This window comes from Mycobacterium spongiae (genome assembly GCF_018278905.1).
GTDB lineage: Bacteria > Actinomycetota > Actinomycetes > Mycobacteriales > Mycobacteriaceae > Mycobacterium > Mycobacterium spongiae.
Genome location: NZ_CP046600.1, coordinates 5,469,114 through 5,487,359, shown reverse-complemented (window position 1 = coordinate 5,487,359; position 18,246 = coordinate 5,469,114). Strand labels below are relative to the sequence as shown.

At 64.5% G+C, this 18,246-nt stretch carries 21 protein-coding genes; 5 read left to right on the top strand and 16 right to left on the bottom strand.

Annotation, left to right across the window (positions count from 1 at the left end; genetic code table 11):
- Positions 1-141 precede the first annotated feature (141 nt).
- The 4 genes from F6B93_RS23295 to F6B93_RS22170 all read right to left on the bottom strand — a co-directional run bounded on the left by F6B93_RS23295 (position 142) and on the right by F6B93_RS22170 (position 3,799).
- Positions 142-270 (bottom strand): transposase, encoded by a 129-nt coding sequence (locus F6B93_RS23295; protein WP_246540917.1) that lies wholly within the window; start codon positions 268-270, stop codon positions 142-144.
- 572 nt (positions 271-842) lie between these two features.
- Positions 843-1,592, bottom strand: coding sequence for a lysophospholipid acyltransferase family protein (locus F6B93_RS22180; protein ID WP_211697003.1), 750 nt, complete (start codon positions 1,590-1,592; stop codon positions 843-845).
- Positions 1,593-1,879: 287 nt separating this feature from the next.
- Complete coding sequence (dinB, locus tag F6B93_RS22175; protein WP_211697002.1) at positions 1,880-3,103, bottom strand: DNA polymerase IV; 1,224 nt, start codon at positions 3,101-3,103, stop codon at positions 1,880-1,882.
- 36 nt (positions 3,104-3,139) lie between these two features.
- Positions 3,140-3,799, bottom strand: a complete 660-nt coding sequence (locus tag F6B93_RS22170; protein ID WP_211697001.1) for a TetR/AcrR family transcriptional regulator — start codon at positions 3,797-3,799, stop codon at positions 3,140-3,142.
- A 76-nt stretch (positions 3,800-3,875) separates the two neighbouring features.
- Between F6B93_RS22170 and F6B93_RS22165 the strand changes: the two genes are divergently transcribed.
- A complete protein-coding gene (locus F6B93_RS22165) occupies positions 3,876-5,345 on the top strand; it encodes a flavin-containing monooxygenase (RefSeq protein WP_211697000.1) in 1,470 nt (489 codons plus the stop codon).
- Here the strand turns inward: F6B93_RS22165 and rraA are convergent.
- From rraA to F6B93_RS22125, 8 genes are all read right to left on the bottom strand, one after another.
- Complete coding sequence (rraA, locus tag F6B93_RS22160) at positions 5,342-5,830, bottom strand: ribonuclease E activity regulator RraA (RefSeq protein WP_211696999.1); 489 nt, start codon at positions 5,828-5,830, stop codon at positions 5,342-5,344. The two genes, F6B93_RS22165 and rraA, sit on opposite strands and share 4 nt — an antisense overlap.
- Positions 5,831-5,846: 16 nt before the next feature.
- Complete coding sequence (locus F6B93_RS22155; RefSeq protein ID WP_211696998.1) at positions 5,847-6,308, bottom strand: Rv3852 family protein; 462 nt, start codon at positions 6,306-6,308, stop codon at positions 5,847-5,849.
- Between the two features lie 123 nt (positions 6,309-6,431).
- On the bottom strand, positions 6,432-6,644 hold the full coding sequence (locus tag F6B93_RS22150) for a hypothetical protein (RefSeq protein ID WP_211696997.1): 213 nt from the start codon (positions 6,642-6,644) through the stop codon (positions 6,432-6,434).
- Positions 6,645-6,679: 35 nt separating this feature from the next.
- Entirely contained in the window at positions 6,680-7,336 is a 657-nt protein-coding gene (locus F6B93_RS22145; protein ID WP_211696996.1) for a DUF6474 family protein, read from the bottom strand.
- A gap of 120 nt (positions 7,337-7,456) precedes the next feature.
- Positions 7,457-7,855, bottom strand: coding sequence for a transcriptional regulator (locus F6B93_RS22140; protein WP_211696995.1), 399 nt, complete (start codon positions 7,853-7,855; stop codon positions 7,457-7,459).
- 470 nt (positions 7,856-8,325) lie between these two features.
- A complete protein-coding gene (locus tag F6B93_RS22135) occupies positions 8,326-9,033 on the bottom strand; it encodes a TMEM165/GDT1 family protein (RefSeq protein WP_211696994.1) in 708 nt (235 codons plus the stop codon).
- A gap of 254 nt (positions 9,034-9,287) precedes the next feature.
- Positions 9,288-9,821: a peptidase gene (locus F6B93_RS22130; RefSeq protein WP_211696993.1), complete on the bottom strand. Its 534-nt coding sequence runs from the start codon at positions 9,819-9,821 to the stop codon at positions 9,288-9,290.
- A 155-nt stretch (positions 9,822-9,976) separates the two neighbouring features.
- Complete coding sequence (locus F6B93_RS22125) at positions 9,977-10,600, bottom strand: superoxide dismutase (protein WP_211696992.1); 624 nt, start codon at positions 10,598-10,600, stop codon at positions 9,977-9,979.
- 855 nt (positions 10,601-11,455) lie between these two features.
- Here F6B93_RS22125 and F6B93_RS22120 point away from each other — a divergent pair.
- Positions 11,456-12,493 (top strand): DUF4328 domain-containing protein, encoded by a 1,038-nt coding sequence (locus F6B93_RS22120; protein WP_211696991.1) that lies wholly within the window; start codon positions 11,456-11,458, stop codon positions 12,491-12,493.
- A 4-nt stretch (positions 12,494-12,497) separates the two neighbouring features.
- Positions 12,498-13,322 (top strand): glycerophosphodiester phosphodiesterase, encoded by an 825-nt coding sequence (locus F6B93_RS22115; protein WP_211696990.1) that lies wholly within the window; start codon positions 12,498-12,500, stop codon positions 13,320-13,322.
- A 16-nt stretch (positions 13,323-13,338) separates the two neighbouring features.
- Here the strand turns inward: F6B93_RS22115 and F6B93_RS22110 are convergent, their stop codons facing one another.
- From F6B93_RS22110 to F6B93_RS22100, 3 genes are all read right to left on the bottom strand, one after another.
- A complete protein-coding gene (locus F6B93_RS22110; protein WP_211696989.1) occupies positions 13,339-13,884 on the bottom strand; it encodes a ferritin in 546 nt (181 codons plus the stop codon).
- A gap of 243 nt (positions 13,885-14,127) precedes the next feature.
- Positions 14,128-15,378 (bottom strand): LCP family protein, encoded by a 1,251-nt coding sequence (locus F6B93_RS22105; RefSeq protein WP_211696988.1) that lies wholly within the window; start codon positions 15,376-15,378, stop codon positions 14,128-14,130.
- Positions 15,379-15,465: 87 nt separating this feature from the next.
- Positions 15,466-16,257: a DUF2470 domain-containing protein gene (locus tag F6B93_RS22100; protein WP_211696987.1), complete on the bottom strand. Its 792-nt coding sequence runs from the start codon at positions 16,255-16,257 to the stop codon at positions 15,466-15,468.
- Positions 16,258-16,354: 97 nt separating this feature from the next.
- Here F6B93_RS22100 and pheA point away from each other — a divergent pair, with 97 nt between their 5' ends.
- Both pheA and F6B93_RS22090 read left to right on the top strand, forming a co-directional pair.
- On the top strand, positions 16,355-17,347 hold the full coding sequence (pheA, locus tag F6B93_RS22095) for a prephenate dehydratase (protein ID WP_211699667.1): 993 nt from the start codon (positions 16,355-16,357) through the stop codon (positions 17,345-17,347).
- Positions 17,347-18,036: a histidine phosphatase family protein gene (locus F6B93_RS22090; RefSeq protein WP_211696986.1), complete on the top strand. Its 690-nt coding sequence runs from the start codon at positions 17,347-17,349 to the stop codon at positions 18,034-18,036. The genes pheA and F6B93_RS22090 overlap by 1 nt, the downstream gene beginning before the upstream one ends.
- Here the strand turns inward: F6B93_RS22090 and F6B93_RS23290 are convergent.
- Positions 18,013-18,246 (bottom strand): hypothetical protein, encoded by a 234-nt coding sequence (locus F6B93_RS23290; protein WP_246540916.1) that lies wholly within the window; start codon positions 18,244-18,246, stop codon positions 18,013-18,015. The genes F6B93_RS22090 and F6B93_RS23290 overlap by 24 nt on opposite strands.

Here is an 18,246-nt window from a genome sequence, read left to right as displayed (position 1 = left end):
AGCATCGTGATCGATGCGCGGCAACCCGAAAGGTGCAGCCTGATCTGACTCCACCGATTGGATCGACGACCTTGAACGTGCCGTTGGCGTGAACCCCGGGGGAGTCCGGCCAGCCCGATTACTTTTTCGCGGGAGTCGCCACTACTGCTGCCCGTTGGTGGCCTCCGTTGGTTGGTCGGAGGTGTGGTGGTCGAAAACGGTCGAGATGTCGTGGCGGCGGTGCCACAGGGTGCGCCCGAGTGGGGTGATCTTTTCCAGCCCTGCGGGCATCCCGCGCCGTGTCTGGGCGACGGACCGCCAATTCGACACCACCGCTGATGGTTACCGGCGGGCCAAGAAAGTTGCATAAGGTGTGGGCCACTACGGTAGGGGTCACCCCAATAGAAACAGGCAAGGACGGCGTCGCGGGTGACGATGGTGGCGACGGGGGGAGCGGCTGAAACGGCTTCCACGGCTTCGCCGGGACTAGCACTGGCGGCGAATAGCACTGGTATTGGCGGCGAGGCCGGCGATGGTGGTGTGAGCGTTTTGGTTGGGGCGCTGGTCTCCCAAGACGCTGCCCGAGCAGCACAAGGTAGCAAAAGTATTCGGGTTCAAGAACTTTCGCACCCGAGACGGAACCCGCAGTGTGGCCGCTCGACATCGTGCGCGACATGGCCGACGGCATCGGCCGTGCTCGCGTCGCGCGTGGCGGCGAGGCCCAGACGCCTAGGGATTGGTGGCTGGCGTTCACCACTCAGGTCGATACACCCGTAGCCGCTTGATCATTCGGTTCGCGCCGATCGTCGGAATCGATTCGTGCGTAGGCGGAGCGCGCGTGTCAGGTGGTGCCGTCGGCTTGGTTACCGCCGCGTGGTTCTGCTCAGCGCTCTAGCCGCAGCCTCCTCGGCGTCCATCCGAGCCGCTTCCTCCACGGTCGGTGCCGTGCCACCGAGACGGCGGGGCACCCAATACTGGCCGGCCGGGTGTGAATAGTCCCGCTGTGTCTCGTGCAGCAGCGTGGTCATCGACTCTCGCAGGGCGGCATCAGCAGCGATGACGTCATGGGTGCTATCCAGGGGCGCACCCGCCATTACGGTCACCGGCACCCGATTGCGAACGAGATTCTTGGGATGGCCCTTGGTCCAGATCCGCTGAGTGCCCCAGACAATGACCGGGATGATGGGGACACCTGCTTCGGCGGCCATTCGCACCGCCCCAGACTTGAACTCTTTGAGTTCGAAGCTGCGACTGATCGTGGCTTCCGGATAGACCCCGACGAGTTCCCCTTCGCGTAGTCGCTGCACCGCTATTGCGTAGGCGTCGGCCCCAGCACTGCGATCGACCGGAATGGTTTTGGTGCGCTTGATCGCGAAGTTGATCAGCTTCACCTTTTGCAGCTCGGCTTTGACCAGGTATCGCAATCGACGGTGCCGCCGCCGTGCGGCCAATCCGGCGGCCAACCAGTCGACATAGCTTGTGTGGTTGATGGCGACCACCGCCCCGCCATCATCGGGAATGTTTTCCTCGCCGAGGTAGGTGATGCGGGTCCTCGTGGCCAGGAAGAATGTCTGAGCCATGATCTCCATAGCGCGGTAGGTTGGCTCAGCCACGGGTCCCTCCTAGGCAGTTTCGGCGGGATGGACAAGCCGGATGCGGCACCCAGCTCTCACCGATACGTCCCACGCGTACGGGCGGGCCAGCAGCCGCCAGCGATGGAGCCCGCGCCTGATCGCTGCGACACCTAAACCTTACCGACTGGATTTGGGTTGCCTGTCGCTGCTGTCCCGGGGGATGCCGGTGCCCCGGTGCTGGTTCCGCCCAATCGATCGATGTGGCGCTTGGAGTTCCGGTTTCCGGGGTTCATCGATGACTGTCACAAGCAGTGCTGTCAGAGGTGTTAGTCATCCGTAGGTGCGGGGGGCATCCCTCGATCGTCGTCACGGCCGATCAACACCGCCCGAGTGAGCGCAGAATTGCCATAGCGGCGGCGGACCCGGTCGATGGCTGAGTCAATGGCTGAGTCAAGGGCGTCCGGGGTCGCTTCCCTGGCCTGGTCGAACGGCAACATCAGTTGCTGCGCTCCGGAGCGGTCAATACCCGACACCGCGAAACCGACCAGTGTCAGTCCCCGCTCGTCGATTGCAGGTGCGGCCATTGCGACCAACTCCCGGGCGGCGGCAAGAACCGGCTGCGTCGAGGAAGTCGCCGAAGACAGCGTGCGTGACCTGGTTGCCCGGGTGAAGTCGTCGAAGCGCAGCCGCAGCACCACCGTTCGACCCGTCTGGCCGGCCTTGCGCATCCTGGCTGTGATTCGATCGATCAGAGTAACCACCACCCTGTCGATCTCTGCCGCCGACATCGCGTTGCCCGCTCGTCCCAGCGCTCGCTGAGCGCCCACCGAGCGGCGCCGCGCCCCGCCGCTTACCCGGCGGCGATCGATGTTGTGGGCCAGTGCATGCAGCCGCTTTCCCATTGCGGCGCCGACCAGCGAGCCCAGCGTCGATTCGCTGAGCACGGCGATGTCGGCGACAGTGCGGATACCGTGTTCCTGCAGCTTGTCGGCTGTCACTGCGCCGACGCCCCACAGGCGACGCACCGGCAGCGGATGCAGAAAGGCCAGTTCCGCCTCGGGCGGGACCAGAAGCAATCCATCGGGCTTGGCTTCCTGGCTGGCGACCTTCGCAAGGAATTTCGTTCTGGCGATTCCGACGGTGATGGGCAGGTCGACGTGGCCACGCACGTCGGCACGCAGTTGCGCCCCGATCTGGGCGGGGGTGCCAGACACCCGACTCAGCCCTCCGACGTCGAGAAATGCCTCGTCGATCGAGACCGGCTCCACCAGCGGAGTGCAATTGCGAAAGACCTCGAACACAGCGTCGCTAGCTTGCACGTAGGCGCTCATGCGGGGCGAGACCACCACAGCACGTGGGCACAGGCGCCGTGCCTGCGCCCCGCCCATCGCAGTACGCACACCGTAGGCCTTGGCTTCGTAGCTGGCCGCCAGCACTACACCGCCGCCGACAATCACTGGCCGGCCTCGCAGCGTCGGGTCGTCGCGCTGTTCGACGGACGCATAGAACGAATCCAGGTCCGCGTGCAGGATGGACGCCTCGCGCTGCACGAACCGATGTTCCCACGCAGCTCCGACAAGCGGGTGTCAGCGAGAGCCAGCGGCCTCGCCGTAGATGCTGGTGACCCAGATGTGCACGAGCGTGTCGAGCACCCGCCCCTCCGGAACAGAAGGCTGCTCGGAGGCGAACGAGGCGAACAGTGTGCGTTCATTCATCTGATTGAGCGCCGTGGCCAGCTCGTGGCTGGGCAGCGTGGGGGGCGCGGCACCGCGCTCTCGTTCGGCGTCGATGACGGTGGCCGTGTAACTGATCCACTTCTGCATGAACGTCGACCACAGGTCGGACACCTCGGCACTGGTTGCCCTGACGGCCTGACAGGCCCGGGTCACCGCCTTGTGCGCCCCGAACGTCTCGAAGAACACATTGATGCCGTCGCGCCACATGGTTTCCTGGTCGGCGCCTTCCGGATTCTCGGCGAGCGTTTGCAGTGCGGCGTCGGCCTCGTTGACCACCCTGTCGAGCAGGGTCAACAGCACCGCTTCCTTGGACGAAAAATAGAAGTAGAACGTTGGACGGGAGATCCCCGCACCCTTCGCGAGGTCGTCGACCGAGATATCGGCCAGCGGACGGTCGGCGAGGAGGTTTTCCGCGGTGGTCAGTATCGCCAGTTCCCGCTCGTCGCCGGATGGACGCGGGGTGCGCCGACTCCTGTGTAGCGACGTGTGACTGGCGGCGGAGGTGGTCATCGTGGGTAGCTTACTCCCTGTCGACAGTTTCGACACCTCGTTGACGAAGTCAACACAGTGTTGATAGCGTGGCTCCATGACTGAGCACCTTGATGTGATCGTCGTGGGCGCGGGTATTTCGGGGGTTAGTGCGGCCTGGCACCTGCAGGACCGCTGCCCGTCCAAGCGCTACGCAATCCTGGAAAAGCGCGAAGCCATGGGCGGTACGTGGGATTTGTTTCGCTACCCCGGGATTCGCTCCGACTCCGACATGTACACCCTGGGCTTTCGGTTTCGTCCCTGGACCGATCGCCAAGCCATCGCCGATGGCGGGCCGATCCTCGACTACGTCAAGGGCACCGCGGCCATGTATGGCATCGACAAGCACATTCGCTTCAACCACAAAGTTCTCAGCGCCGATTGGTCAAGTGCGGAAAACCGCTGGACGGTGCAGATCGAGAGCAACGGCACGCAAAGTGAGCTCACCTGCGAGTTCCTGTTGTTGTGCAGCGGCTACTACAACTACGAGCAGGGATATGCGCCTGCGTTCGCCGGCTCGGAGGACTTCACCGGCCCGATCATTCATCCCCAGCACTGGCCCGAGGACCTCGACTACGAAGGCAAGAACATCGTCGTGATCGGCAGTGGCGCAACGGCTGTCACTCTCGTTCCCGCGCTGGCGAATTCGGGTGCACAGCACGTCACGATGCTGCAGCGGTCGCCGACCTACATCGTCTCTCAGCCTGACCGGGACGCGATCGCCGAGAAGCTCAACCGCTGGCTGCCGGAGAATATGGCCTATACCGCGGTTCGGTGGAAGAACGTTCTGCAGCAGTCGGCGGTCTACGGGGCCTGCCAGAAGTGGCCGCGCCGGATGCGGAAGATGTTCATGGGCGCAGCCCAACGCCAGCTACCCGAGGGCTACGACGTGCGCAAGCACTTCGGACCGCACTACAACCCGTGGGAGCAGCGGCTGTGCCTGGTCCCCAACGGCGATCTGTTCCGGGCGATCCGCCACGGGAAGGTCGAGGTGGTGACAGACACGATTGATCGGTTCACGGCCACCGGCATCCGACTCAACTCCGGCCGTGAATTGCCCGCTGACATCATCGTCACCGCGACGGGTTTGAACCTGCAGCTCTTCGGCGGAGCAACGGCTACCGTCGACGGACAACCGGTGGACTTGACCAAGACCATGGCCTACAAGGGCATGATGCTGTCCGGGATCCCCAACATGGCGTACACGGTTGGCTATACCAATGCCTCGTGGACGCTGAAGGCCGACCTCGTGTCGGAGTTCGTCTGCCGTCTGTTGAATTACATGGACGACAACGCTTTTGACACAGTCGTGGTCGAACACCCGGGTGCCGATGTCGACGAGCGCCCGTTCATGGAGTTCACTCCCGGTTATGTGCTCCGCGCTCTGGATGGTCTACCCAAACAGGGATCGCGCACACCGTGGCGACTGAACCAGAACTATCTGCGCGACATCCGCCTCATCCGGCGTGGCAGGGTCGCGGACGAGGGTCTGCGGTTCGCAAGAAAACCTGCCCCCGTCGCCGTTTAGAGACTAGCCGGGGCTACGACGACGATGCCGTCATCGTCGCAGTAGGCGCTCTCGCCGGGTACAAACGTCACCCCACCCAAGGCGATCTCGACGTCGCGCTCACCGGCGCCGGTCTTGGTGCTCTTTCGGGGATTGGTGCCCAGCGCCTTGATGCCGATGTCGAGACGACGCAGCGCCGCCGCGTCGCGCACCGCGCCGTGGATGATGAGCCCGGCCCAACCGTTGGAACGGGCCAACTCCGCGATGACGTCGCCGACCAGCGCCGCGTGTAGCGACCCAGCACCGTCGATCACCAATACCCCGCCCGCACCTGGCTGCGCGAGGATCGATTTCAGCAGTGCATTGTCCTGGAAACACCGCACGGTGCTGATCGGTCCGGCGAACTCGCATCGACCGCCAAACTGCCTGAACTGAAGGTCACAGCTGCGTACGTCAGGCCCAATATCGTCGACGAGGTCGGCGGTTGGCCGGAATGACATGGTCAATGTGGTGCCTGCGCGTTCAACGGCGTCGCAGCTGCCGGATCAGCAGAATCGCCAACAGGCTCAGCGCGACAGCCACAACCAGGGGCACTGGCGAATGACTCACTGGCTCCGTCGACTCGCCTTGCGGCAGCGGGTCATTGGCGCGATCAATGATCGACTTCGCTTGTGCTGCGACATCTTTAGCGCCGGCAGCAAGCTGACCGTTGGTTTCGATCCGCTGCTGCGGGTCGACGGGTTCTCCGGTCTTCTTAGGTGGCGACGTTTGCGAGCTCTTGGTGGGTGTCTTCTTGGCCGGAGGCTTTTTTGCCGGAGTCTTCTTCGCGGCTGCTTTCTTGGCTGGCGACTTCTTCGCGGCTGCCTTCTTGGCGGGTGCTTTTGCGGCCTTCTTGACAGGCTGCTTCTTGACAGGCTGCTTCTTGGCCGGCGGATTCGATGCGCCGTCGGGTTCGCTGTCGGGTTGATCCTGCGGGTCTGCCATGCGGCCGCTCCTTTGCAGCTTGCTCGTCGCTCGCTCGGTCGCGAAATGGTCGGGTCCCATCATGCCAGGACCTGTTGGTTCGTCGGCTGGGGTCGTCGGCTAGTCAGGGCGACTGGATCCCGGCTAGGGTCCGCGTCGCAGTGCCCATAGTGCACCCACGGCGACCGCCGCGATGGCTCCGAGTGCAAATGGCCAAACGGGGATGTCCCCGTCGCCATCGGCGCCGCCATGGCCAAGCACGGAAGCCGACGCGGTAGCCGCGGCGGAACCCAGATACAGTCCGGCCAAGGCGACCGTGGTCAGGATGCGCAACATCCACCTGTCGTGCGGGGTCATGTCCGGTGCATCCCCTTCTCCAGCGTGATCCGGGTTCAGGTCAAGCCGAGGCGGGCCATCAGGTCCGCCTCGATGCCGTCGAGTTGCGTCGAGATCGCCGAATGGGCCGCGCGGCGCTGCTGCGCAGGCATATTCTCTGCCGCAGCGATGGCCGCCGACAGATCGGTGAGCCGGTCGGTAATAGCCGAGACAAAGGCCTTGGTCTCGGCGTCTTTCGGCTTCTTGTCTGAGACCATCCGCAGCGATTGCTCTGCCCCGGAAACCCGCGCCGATAGCCGGGCGCCATGCCCGGAAAACTGGCCGAGCTGAGCCAGCGGAATTCCGAGCTGATCTGCGCGCCGCTGATCGATCGCACCGCGAGCAGCCATCGCTGCTCGGTAAATTACGGGTGTCAGAATCGGGGCGAGCAGCCGAGACACCGTCAGCGTCCTGCGGATTCGCGTCGGTGAAAGCAACCTGCCTTCACGCGCTGCCTTGAGTTCGGTTTCGGCGGTTTTCAGTGCCGCCCGGTCGCTGTCGCGCTGGGCCTTGAGCTGCGCCTTGAGGGCATTCTCCTCGGCCTGTCGTGCCGCTTTGATGCGACGCGCCTCATTCTTGGCCGACAGGCGGGCCTCTAGCCTGGCGCGGGATCTCATCGCGCGGGCTTCGGCGCGGCGGGTCGCGCGGCTCTTTCGCTTGCGGAACAGGCCCATTCCCGGCTGCCTCCCGGTATCTCGTCGACGAGCGCGTTGCGTTGCGCGATCGCAGGGCCAACCCTAATCCGAACGGGACGTCAACAGCCCATCAGGTCCGGTTGGGCCTACCAACCCGTCTCACGCGTCGAGACGCTCCGCGCGGCGCAGCTCGTCGATCCGCTCGGCGATCTCCTGCTGCGCCTGGCTCGACAGCCCGTGGGCACGCGTTGCGATCCGGCGCACGCCGTCTTCCTGCATCGCGGCCAGCCATTGCAATTCCTTGTCGAGCTTTTCGTAGTATTCGTCGTCGGTGAAGTAAGCCGCCTTGATACGGAAGAAGTTGGCGAGCGCGGCCATGGTGGCTGACGACGGGTTCGTGCGGTTGCCCGAGCGTAGCTGTGATAGGTACGGAGCCGACATCGTGATGCCCTCTGCCTTAAGCGCCGCGATCACCTCCGCGGAGGTGTGAGGCCCCCGTCCGGGTGGATATACCGTGTCAAACAGGCGGTTCAGGCGGGCAGCGAACGTCGTGCTCATCGATATGACCTCCACCGGACTTTGAGAACGAACGATTATCTTGTTTATTTGCTGCTCATGGTAGCGAGAGTTGTGTCCACAACCAAGTGCAAACCTGAGCAGATTGGGTGCCGGCCCGTGGTGCGATGGCCCGGGACGCCCCTGACGAGCGTCCAACTGATTCCGGGAGGTGTCCACAAACCGAACGGATTTCACAGGTTATCCGCAGAATGCGGCGTCAGCACGCGCGTGTCGGGCCGTCGCTTGCAGGGCCAACGAAGAGGCCAGCCAGGCTTGGTGGGGCGCGCACGCTGGACTACGGGCAACCAGATCATTGCGGCGGCTCGGTGTGGCAATCCTTTGCTGTCTGCCGCCGGTGAGCTGGCGCGAACCGCCGCCCGGGCATCTTCGGAGCCCTAGGTCGGAGCCGCTCGGGGCGTCTCGGTGGGCCGCCGCGCGTGGTCCGGAGACGGGGGTGCCGCCGGGCTGGGTCAGGCTTCCTGCTTGGACCTCTCGGCGATTACCGGCGTCGCACCTCGCCGCCGAAGAGTTTGCGCCGTCCCCGCCGCGACCGCGGTCAGCACCACGGTGGCGACAACGCCGACGGCAACGGGGCGCCAGCCCAGCGCGCCGTCGAGCAGCATCCACAAGCCGAACAGCAGAAACAGCAGGCTGGCCACGATCTGCAGCAGACGTTTCGGAAGCCGTTGGTGCAGCAGCATTCCGACGCCGATCGCTGCGCCGTCGGCGAGAATCATGCCCAGGGTGGTGCCAATCCACACACCCAACCAGTTGTGATCACTGGCCAGACTCACTGTCGCCACTGTCGTCTTATCGCCGAGCTCGGCCAGCAAGAACGGGGAAACCACGGTGAGTAACGCGAACCGAGATGCGGTCGGGGTTGAGATACCCTGGTCTTCGCTGTCTTCGCCGGTTGCGCTTTCCCGCCAGGTCCACACGGCAAAGATCAGGAACGCAAACCCGGACGCAAGTGCCATTGGACGAGTGGGCACCGTGGCGCCGAGGAAGTGTCCGATCGCTACCGACACCCCATGCGCCGTGCAAGCGGCGATGGCAACTCCCGTCAGCACTATCCACCAGCGATAGCGCAGCGCGTATGCCATCGCGATGAGCTGGGACCTGTCGCCGAGCTCGGCGAGGAAAACCACGCCGAGACTAACCAGTGTGGCAGTGAGCATAGTGCGCGACCTTTCGACACGCGGTCGACGACCATTCGGTCATCGAACATCGGTCGAAGGTCTCGCCCACCGCCTGATTAGACGGTTCGCCGGCCGGGCTCGTTGCCAGTATGTCGACTCGACGATTCGGGGCTACTCCCCTTCGCTAACGGCCCCAAGGTTAGCGGCCCGATTCAGCGTGCGCCAGGTTGCGGGCGAAATTCGGGCGCCCGAATTCTTCGATTCGCCCCCCAAACTAATTGGTTCGAATTTCCTTATGCGGCAAGCAGCATCGCCAAAACTGCCGTATCGGGATGGCTGATCGGGTCGACGCCGACACGGCTGACCATCGAGGTGATGGTGCCGTCGGATTCAGCCTCCACCCAGGCCGCCCGGTGCTCCAAACCCAGGTACGGCAATCCCGGCAGAAGCACACAACCCGATGCCGCGCCCGTGCATTCGGGCAACGACGGCATTGTTTCCGAGGGGGGATGCAGCATCAGCAATGCGGGGGGCTGATGATCGGCGAAATACCCTGGCTGGATTGCTGATTCGCCAAAGACGGTGCCTTCGGCCAGGACCAATCCCACGGTTCCGGGCTCGGGATCGTCGGGCAGCTCCTCGCGGGCACCGAACACCGTCGTGGTGGAGAGCAATCCGGGCAGGGACGCTACCCGGACAGCAATCATCAGCAGCTGGGCCCACTCCTTCGTCGAATCAGGCCAGCGCCCGGAGATCACAAACCCTTTGAGCGCGCCACGAGAGTGGAAGGGGGCAACCCCTATTGGCTGACCTGAGCCGTCTGCCATCTCGCCCTCCGCGACGCCTCCATCCAAATAACCACACTGGCAACTCGATTAGAAGCAGCATGCGCGTGGATCGGCCGCAGTGCAACTCGACACGGCTACGGTTGGCCGCGCCAATTATGCGCCCTCAACGGGCTGTGACGAACCCAGCGGGGGAGTCAGCCGAATATCAGGCCCTTTGTCTTCGAGGTCGCGGCCGCATACCTGGTCTGCACATCCGCCCAGTTCACGACATTCCAGAACGCTTTCGCGAAGTCGACCTTGACGTTCTTGTACTGCAGGTAGAACGCATGCTCCCACATGTCGAGCAGCAGCAGCGGAACGATCCCGAGCGGAAAGTTGGTCTGGTGGTCGTACACCTGAAATATGAGCAGTTTGTCGCCGAGGGTGTCCCAGCCCAGCGCAGCCCATCCCGACCCCTGGACCGTGGTGGCGGCTGCGTGGAACTGAGCGCGGAATTTGTCGAACGATCCGAATGCATCGTCGATGGCTGCCGCGAGCTCGCCGGTTGGTTTGTCACCACCGTTGGGCGATAGGTTCTTCCACCAAATGGTGTGGTTGACGTGACCACTCAGATTGAACGCCAAATTCTTCTCGTTCAGCAAGATTGCCGAGTGGTCGTCTTTGGCGCGGGCGTCTTCGAGCTTGGCGACCGCAGCATTGGCGCCGTTGACATAGGTCGCGTGGTGCTTACTGTGGTGAAGCTCGTTGATCTGACCGGAGATATGCGGTTCGAGCGCTCCGTAGTCCCAATCCAAGTCGGGCAGGCTGTATTCAGCCACGGCATTCCTTCCGTTGATGACGTGGTCGTCTGATGTGCGGGCTGCAGGGTCTCGCCGCGGTGGCGGCCTGGCTTAGCCAACTTTGCTCCATCACGGCTCACGCCGCAAGAACGCATAGGTCCTCAACCGCAAAAGGCGCCGTTGTTGGGGATTCAATACCAAACGATGACCGCGAGAACCGCCAGCAACGCCAGAGCGATCAGGCTGGCCCGTAGTGCGGCGACGGCATAGGCATGGTTCCACGCTGGCGAGCCAGAGCACGTGCTCGACGGTGTCGTCGACCCTGGACTGAACGAAGTTGCCGCCATGAAACGCCTTTCACCTGCACCTTCACCCACAGCGTGACGTGAGTCACAAGGAGATGTTCTGCTCGCGATCATAGCTCTCTGATAACGGCTTGGAAAATTTACGTCGGCACGGCAGCGAAAGCGCTGCCCCGAAAACGGCCCCGGCGGGCCACTGAGCTGCGAATTCACCGATCATGGCCGGAGCCGGCCGGGTCGAAGGGTGGCGGATTGCCCCGACCGGAACCAGTGCTTAGCGTGGCAATCCATTTCGCTCAGGCTGTCCATTGAACGGCCATGTCGGCGCGCTGTTATCCACAGTTATGGCTCTTGCTGGCCGATAGAAGCGCCTTCAAGGCCCCTTCACCGCTCGTGGTCTCGTCCCGCTCTTGTGGATAAAGCTGTGGAAATTGTGGATACTCACAAGTAGCTGCGTCCTGCGGCAGACCTTCGCGGATCGCCGCAACCCTTCCCCTCGGGCGGCGCGTTTCACCTCACACTCCGTTGCCGATCGCAAACACGGGAGCAACCGCTTAACGCGATCGCGATGCGATCCCATTAGGCTGGTCCGGTGATCCAGGTGTGCTCCGTGTGCAGCACGCGGTGGAATGTCCGCGAGCGGCAACGAACGTGGTGTCCGCGCTGTCGCGGCGCGTTGCTGCCGCCGCTGGCAGAGGCGCCACGGCCGGATCCTCTTTGGCGTACGCCCACGGGCCAGCAGTCGTCGATGGCGTCCGGTGTGCGGCGCACCATGCCACGGTTGCCGCCGGGCTTTCGATGGATCGCGGTGCGCCCCGGCGCTGCTCCGCCGCGCCGGCCCGGGCAACGGTCGCGCGGGCCGACGCCGCGCTACGCCGCAATACCCCGGTGGGGTCTGTTAGACCGTGTTGACGAGGTCCCAGTTCGTTTCGAGGCGCCGCCGCCCGTTGGGCCGTCTGCCGCGGCAGTGCGTACCGCGATGTTCGTCAGCACGCTGGTGCTCGGCGTCGCGGCACTGGTCTTTGTGGTTCGCTATGTGCTGCTGGTCATCAACCGCAACACATTGTTGAACTCGGCAGTCGCCACGGGCTCGGTGTTGTTGGGTGTGCTGGTGAGTTTGGGCGCGATGGTGGCGGTGGGCATCAGTGTGATTCTGCTTGTCCGGTGGCTGATCGCCCGGCGGGCTGCGGCGTTTAGGCATCGAGGTCTACCCGAACCGCGTTCGGCCCGGTCGTTGTGGGCCGGCTGTCTCTTGCCCCTGGTAAATCTGCTGTGGGCGCCGGTGTACGTTATCGAATTGGCGCTCGTTGAACAGAACTATGCTCGGTTGCGCAAGCCGATCATGTTGTGGTGGGGCGTGTGGGTGTTGAGCAGCGCGGTATCGATCTTTGCGATCGCCACCAGCGGGGTCTCGGACGCACAGGGGATCGCCAACAACACCGTCATGATGGTGCTGGGGTATCTGGGTGCGGCAATGGCCGTGGCTGCCGTAGCGCGCGTTTTCGAGGGCTTCGAGCGCAAACCCGTGGAAAGGCCGGCGCATCGCTGGATGATGGTGGAGTCGGAACCTGCGGCCGGACCCGCCGCTGAAATGGCAGTTGAGCTGGATGGGCAGAAACCGGCAGCATAGTCGTATGACGGCGGCGGACGAGGTGCTCGCGCGCCACCCCCATGTGGTTGCCCACCGCGGTGCCTCGGCATCGCGGCCCGAGCACACCCTGGCCGCCTACGACCTGGCACTCAAAGAAGGGGCCGACGGCGTCGAATGCGATGTCCGGCTGACCCGCGACGGGCATCTCGTTTGTGTTCACGACCGTCGCCTGGACCGCACATCTACCGGGGATGGTCCGGTGAGCACGATGACCCTGGCTCAGCTCCGTGAGTTTGAGTACGGCGCCTGGCACGATAGCTGGCGCGCGGACGGAACGCACGGCGACACCGGTCTGCTAACCCTGGATGCGCTCGTGTCGCTGGTTCTCGACTGGCAGCGGCCGGTGAAGATCTTCGTCGAGACCAAGCACCCCGTCAGGTACGGGGCGCTTGTGGAAAGCAAGTTGCTGGCACTGCTTCATCGATTCGGAATCGCAGCGCCGGCCTCGGCGGACCTGTCGCGTGCGGTGGTGATGTCATTCTCGGCGGCGGCGGTGTGGCGGATCCGGCGTTCCGCACCGCTGTTGCCGACGGTGCTGCTCGGCAAGACTGCCCGCTACTTGGGTAGCGGCGCGGCCACGGCCGTTGGAGCCACCGCCGTGGGGCCATCGCTGCAGGCGTTGAAGGAATATCCGCAACTCGTCGACCGCGCCGCCGCTCAGGGGCGAGCTGTCTACTGCTGGAATGTCGACGAGTACGCGGATATTGACTTCTGTCGCAAGGTAGGGGTGGCCTGGATGGCCACCCATCACCCCGCCCGCACGAAAGCGTGGTTAGAGAATGGGCGCGCTGGCGATAGCAGTGGATAGACCGGCGCGATGCGGTCTATAGGCGGCCACCGGCAGCTTGGGGCGCTCCCGCTCCGGCCGGTGCCGGACCCACCTCGCGAGCAACGAAGTTCTCGAGCTCGAACAGGTTAGCCCCAGCTCGCTCGGCGACCCGCAGCAAGGTAGTCATCAGCGCCACCTCTTCTACCTGTTCACTGAGGAACCACTGCACGAACTGCTCGCCAAGGAAGTCGCTCTCGTCGCGGGCCACCCCAGCTAGCTGGCTGACCTGGTCGGTGACTGCGCGTTCCTGCTCCAGCGCGAGCGCCAACGCGTCACGGGGTTGGTCGAATCGGTTGCGCACCGCGCCCGCTCCAGGGATTTCGACGTGGACATCGCGGTCGAGCAGGTATTGCACCAACATCATCGCGTGATTTCGTTCTTCGACGGCTTGGCTATAAAAGTGTTTTGCCAATTGCGGCAGGTCTTCGCCATCGAAATAAACGGCGATCGCTATGTACTGTTGTGCGGCCGTGAATTCGTTGTAGATCTGATCTTGCAGAAGTCCGTGAAATTTGGTCTTGGGTCCGTCGTAATCGCTCATAACGGCAGGTTATCGCAGGTAGGACGCCGACTGCAACGAAGGTATCGCTTAGTCAGGAAAGGTTTTCCTAAGTGATTTTGTTGGCTCCGGAAGCCATTTGTATAGAGGCCAGGGTTGCCTAACTAAAGCGAGCCTATGTTGTAAGCCGGAGCGTTATTCATAGCGGTGTTGATGTATTCGAAGCTGGGGCCGGTCGGGGTTCGGTGTGGTTTCGGTGTGGGTTCGGGGGCCGATTCAGTGGCTTTAGGGCCGGTCAGTGAGTGACCCGCTCGGTACCGGCGCATCGGCGGCGAGCGCGTCGAACAACTCGCCGGCGGCCTCGTGGTTCCACACCACGACCGCGCCGGCATCGCTATAGGCGAACTCACCGATAGGGACGGTCATCGTGGTCGTTGAGCCATGCAGCGCCCAGCCGAGGAGGGCGAGATCCCAAACATGGTCATTCTGGTCAACGTTGAGAGCGTGGGCCGCCGCACGCGACACCGAATACCACCGCCACGGAGAGAGCCACACAGCGGGGCTCGCTGCGCGGTGCAACAGTGCTGACATGAACTCGCGCTGGTTGACCATCCGGTCGAGATCGGCGCGCGGCGTGGCTCGAGTCCTCACGTAGCCCAGCGCATTGCGGCCATCGAGCCGCTGGCAGCCGCTCGGCAGGTCGACGCCGGCCAACGGGTCGGTGATCGGTGCGTCCGGACACACGGTGACCCCGCCGAGCGCGTCAACCACAACAGCGAATCCGCCGAAGCCGATCTCGGCGTAATGGTCGAGGCGCAGCCCGGTGGTTTGTTCGATCGTGCGGGTTAGCAATTGGGGTCCGCCCAATGCGAACGCGGCGTTGACCTTGTCCCGGCCATGGCCCGGGATTGGTACATACGAGTCGCGCGGTATCGACACCAACGTGGTCGGGGTGTCCGAGGTGAAGCCCGGTACGTGGACCAACAAGATGGTGTCGGTGCGCCCGGCACCGGTGTCGCCGCCCGTGGCCAGGCGTTGCTGCTGGTCGTCGGTGAGGCCTTGGCGACTATCCGAACCGACGAGCAACCAGTTCGTGCCGCGGCCCGGTCCAGGTCGACCGGGATAGTCGGTGAGTATCGGCTCGCGGTGCAACGAGGTATCGAGCCACCCCGCCACCCCGATGATTCCGGTGCCGGCCAGCAGCAGTACAACCAGGATGCTGAACGCCACGCGTCGGCCCCAGCGCCGTTTAGAGCGCTTACGACGCGCTGTGCGGGTACGCGGGCGCGGCGGTGGCGATCCAGTCGACGGCGCAGGTCGCCTCGGCGGCGCCGGGGCATGGCGCTGGCGCGAGGTGACCTCGGGAGTGGGGGGCGACGGGCTGCGCTCCAGTGGTGCGGTCTGCTCGATTGCTGGGTGCGGGGGTCCTGTGTCGCGACGAATCACCGGCGAGGGCTCGTGCGACGGTCGCGTGCCTGGCAGAGTTCCGCGGGGCTTTCGAGGGCCGGGCGGTCCCGATGATCGATCGCCGTGCACCCGGACAACCTACGCGGCTCGGCGTTCTGGTGCACCACGCCGAGTTGGCTGGTGCGCCTGCGACGCCGCGGCGTGCTGTCGGGCTGCTTAACGTCGGGCGCGAAGGCCGTTGAGGAATGGGCAACCCATCAGCACCCGGATCGCCTGGCGTAGGGCGATCATGTCATCGACGGGCTTGTGAAAAGGCAGCCGGACGTCGTGGTCGCCGTCGTTGCCTTCGACGCGGAACCTCAACCCGTAGCGGTCGAGGCCAAGGGGGTGGACCTGTCCTCGTCGCAGCGATGCCGGCAGCCTGGATACGAGCCGCGCGACGATGTCGTTGTGAGCGGTCGTCAAGTGCCACAGCAAGGTTGCTTCGACGTCACAGAACGGGTCCGGGCGGGCCGCGAGCAGATCGGCAGCCGGCACGGGCTCCGCGCCGGTCGAGTCGGTCACCACTACGGAAGCGATGTCGAGTCGCAGCAAGGTGTACCGGGTCTCGTCGTCGTTGGTCGGCGTGGATCTGGGGGTCTCGACTTGCAGCAGCGCCGGATTCGGATTCTCCGTCGCGATCGCATCGAGCGTTTCCGTCAGTTCGCTCGGTGGGATCGAATGAAGCACGCCGCGCACCCACACCAGCGAGCGGACGGGTTCGCGCACCGGCAGCGGTGCGTAGTCGGTGAGCTCGAGGAGCGCTTGTGATCCGGCCATCCCGTGACTGGCGGTGCTGACGCGGTCGAGCGGAACCGCCACGGCAAAGGATCCGTCGGACAATAGGTGGTGTACGGGTACGGCTACCGGGTCGTCGCCCTCGACGGCCAGGAGGGCGCCGCCGGCCCGCGCACATGCGCTGCGAATACGTTCGGCAGTCGTCGGCGCCGGACTGGTCAGGTGGGGCATAGACAAGGCCTCCTCGAATTAGGCAAGCCTAACTTAACTAGGTTGGGGGGATGTGGCAAGAGGTGATAGCCGCGTGTCCGCCGTTAGTGTTGTCAGCGTGGCCCGCATCGCTTACCTCGGTCCGGAGGGGACATTCACCGAAGCGGCGCTGGCTGGGCTCACCGCCGCGGGCCGCATCCCGGAGAGCGGTCCTGGCGCCCCGAAATTGCTGTCGGTCGAGAGCACGCCAGCCGCACTGGCGGCAGTGCGCGACGGTGCCGCCGACTATGCCTGCGTGCCGATCGAGAACTCGATCGATGGCTCGGTAATGCCGACGCTGGACAGCCTCGCCGTCGGATCGCCGTTGCAAGTGTTCGCCGAGACAACGCTCGAGGTGACGTTCAGCATCGTCGTCAGACCCGACTTCGAGACTGGGCCGCAAACCGGCGCGAGCGGAACCCGAGTGCGGACGGTGGCGGCCTTCCCGGTGGCGGCCGCGCAAGTGCGGCAGTGGCTCGCGGCGCACCTGCCCAATGCCGAGCTTCGACCGGCCTATTCCAATGCCGACGCAGCGCGCCAGGTGGCCGAAGGCGAGGTCGACGCCGCGGTGACATCGTCGCTGGCCGCAACTCGCTGGGGATTGGCGCGGTTGGCAGACGGGGTCGTCGATGAGGCGAACGCTCGCACCCGCTTCGTGCTGGCCGGCCGGCCCGGGCCGCCGCCGCCTCGCACCGGAGCTGATCGCACGTCGGTGGTGCTGCGGATCGAAAACCAACCTGGTGCCCTGGTGACCATGCTGGCCGAATTCTCGCTTCGGGGCATCGACCTCACCCGGATCGAGTCGCGGCCCACCCGCACCGAGTTGGGTACCTATATGTTCTTCGTGGACTGCGTAGGCCACATCGATGACGATGGCGTCGCCGAGGCACTCAAGGCGCTGCGCCGTCGTTGTGTTGATGTGCGATACCTGGGTTCCTGGCCGACCGGGCCGGTCGCCGGCTCGGACGAGCTCGTGCCGTGGCAGCCGGACGAGGCGGCCAACTGGCTGGCGTCCGTGCGGGCAGGCAAACCAGAGCTGGTCCAGAATGTTCGGCCGGGGGAGTGTAGCTAGTGAGCGGGAGTTTGGTGCTGCTGCGGCATGGCCAGTCCTACAGCAACGTTGAGCGCAGGTTGGACACAGTTCCACCGGGAGCGGCACTCACGTCGTTAGGACGAGATCAGGCCCGGGCTTTCGCCCGCAGCCGTTGCGGCCGGCCGGCCCTGCTTGCGCATTCGATAGCCACCCGGGCGTCGCAGACCGCCGCGGTGATCGCAGCGGAGCTCGACGTGGTGGCACACGAGTTCGCCGGCATTCACGAGGTGCAGGTGGGGCACTTGGAAAAGCGCAACGACGACGAGGCCGTCGCCGAATTCAACGCCATCTACAACCGATGGCATGGTGGCGAGCTGGATGTACCACTACCCGGCGGCGAAACCGGCACCGACGTCTTGGATCGCTATCTGCCGGTACTCACCGACTTGCGGATGCGCTATCTCGACGATGACGAATGGGACGGCGACATCATCGTGGTAAGCCATGGTGCGGCGATCCGGCTGGCCTCCGCGGTACTGGCCGGCGTGGACCGCACCTTTGTTGTGGACAACCATTTGGACAACGCGGAGTCGGTGGAATTGGCGCCGACCACCGACGGGCGGTGGAGTTGTGTGCGGTGGGGAGCTCTGACACCGCCGTTTGGTCCCGATCGGGGCGGTGCTCCGGCCGGCGATGAGGCGATGTCAAGCACCGATCCGATGGGGTGACTGGCGGGCCTCGCATTCTGGGTCCCGTTCAGCGCATCCGCAGCCCAGAGCATCGCAGTCCACGGCGAATGTGTGCGCTAACAGCTCGGGACTGACGCAGTCTCGTTCGGTGCATTCCATTCGCCCCTGCGCCGGGCCTTCCACGTGACGAATGATGGTGCCGTGGCAGTGATCCAAGCCTGCTTGGCAGTAGCGGCAGCTCGTGCTCAT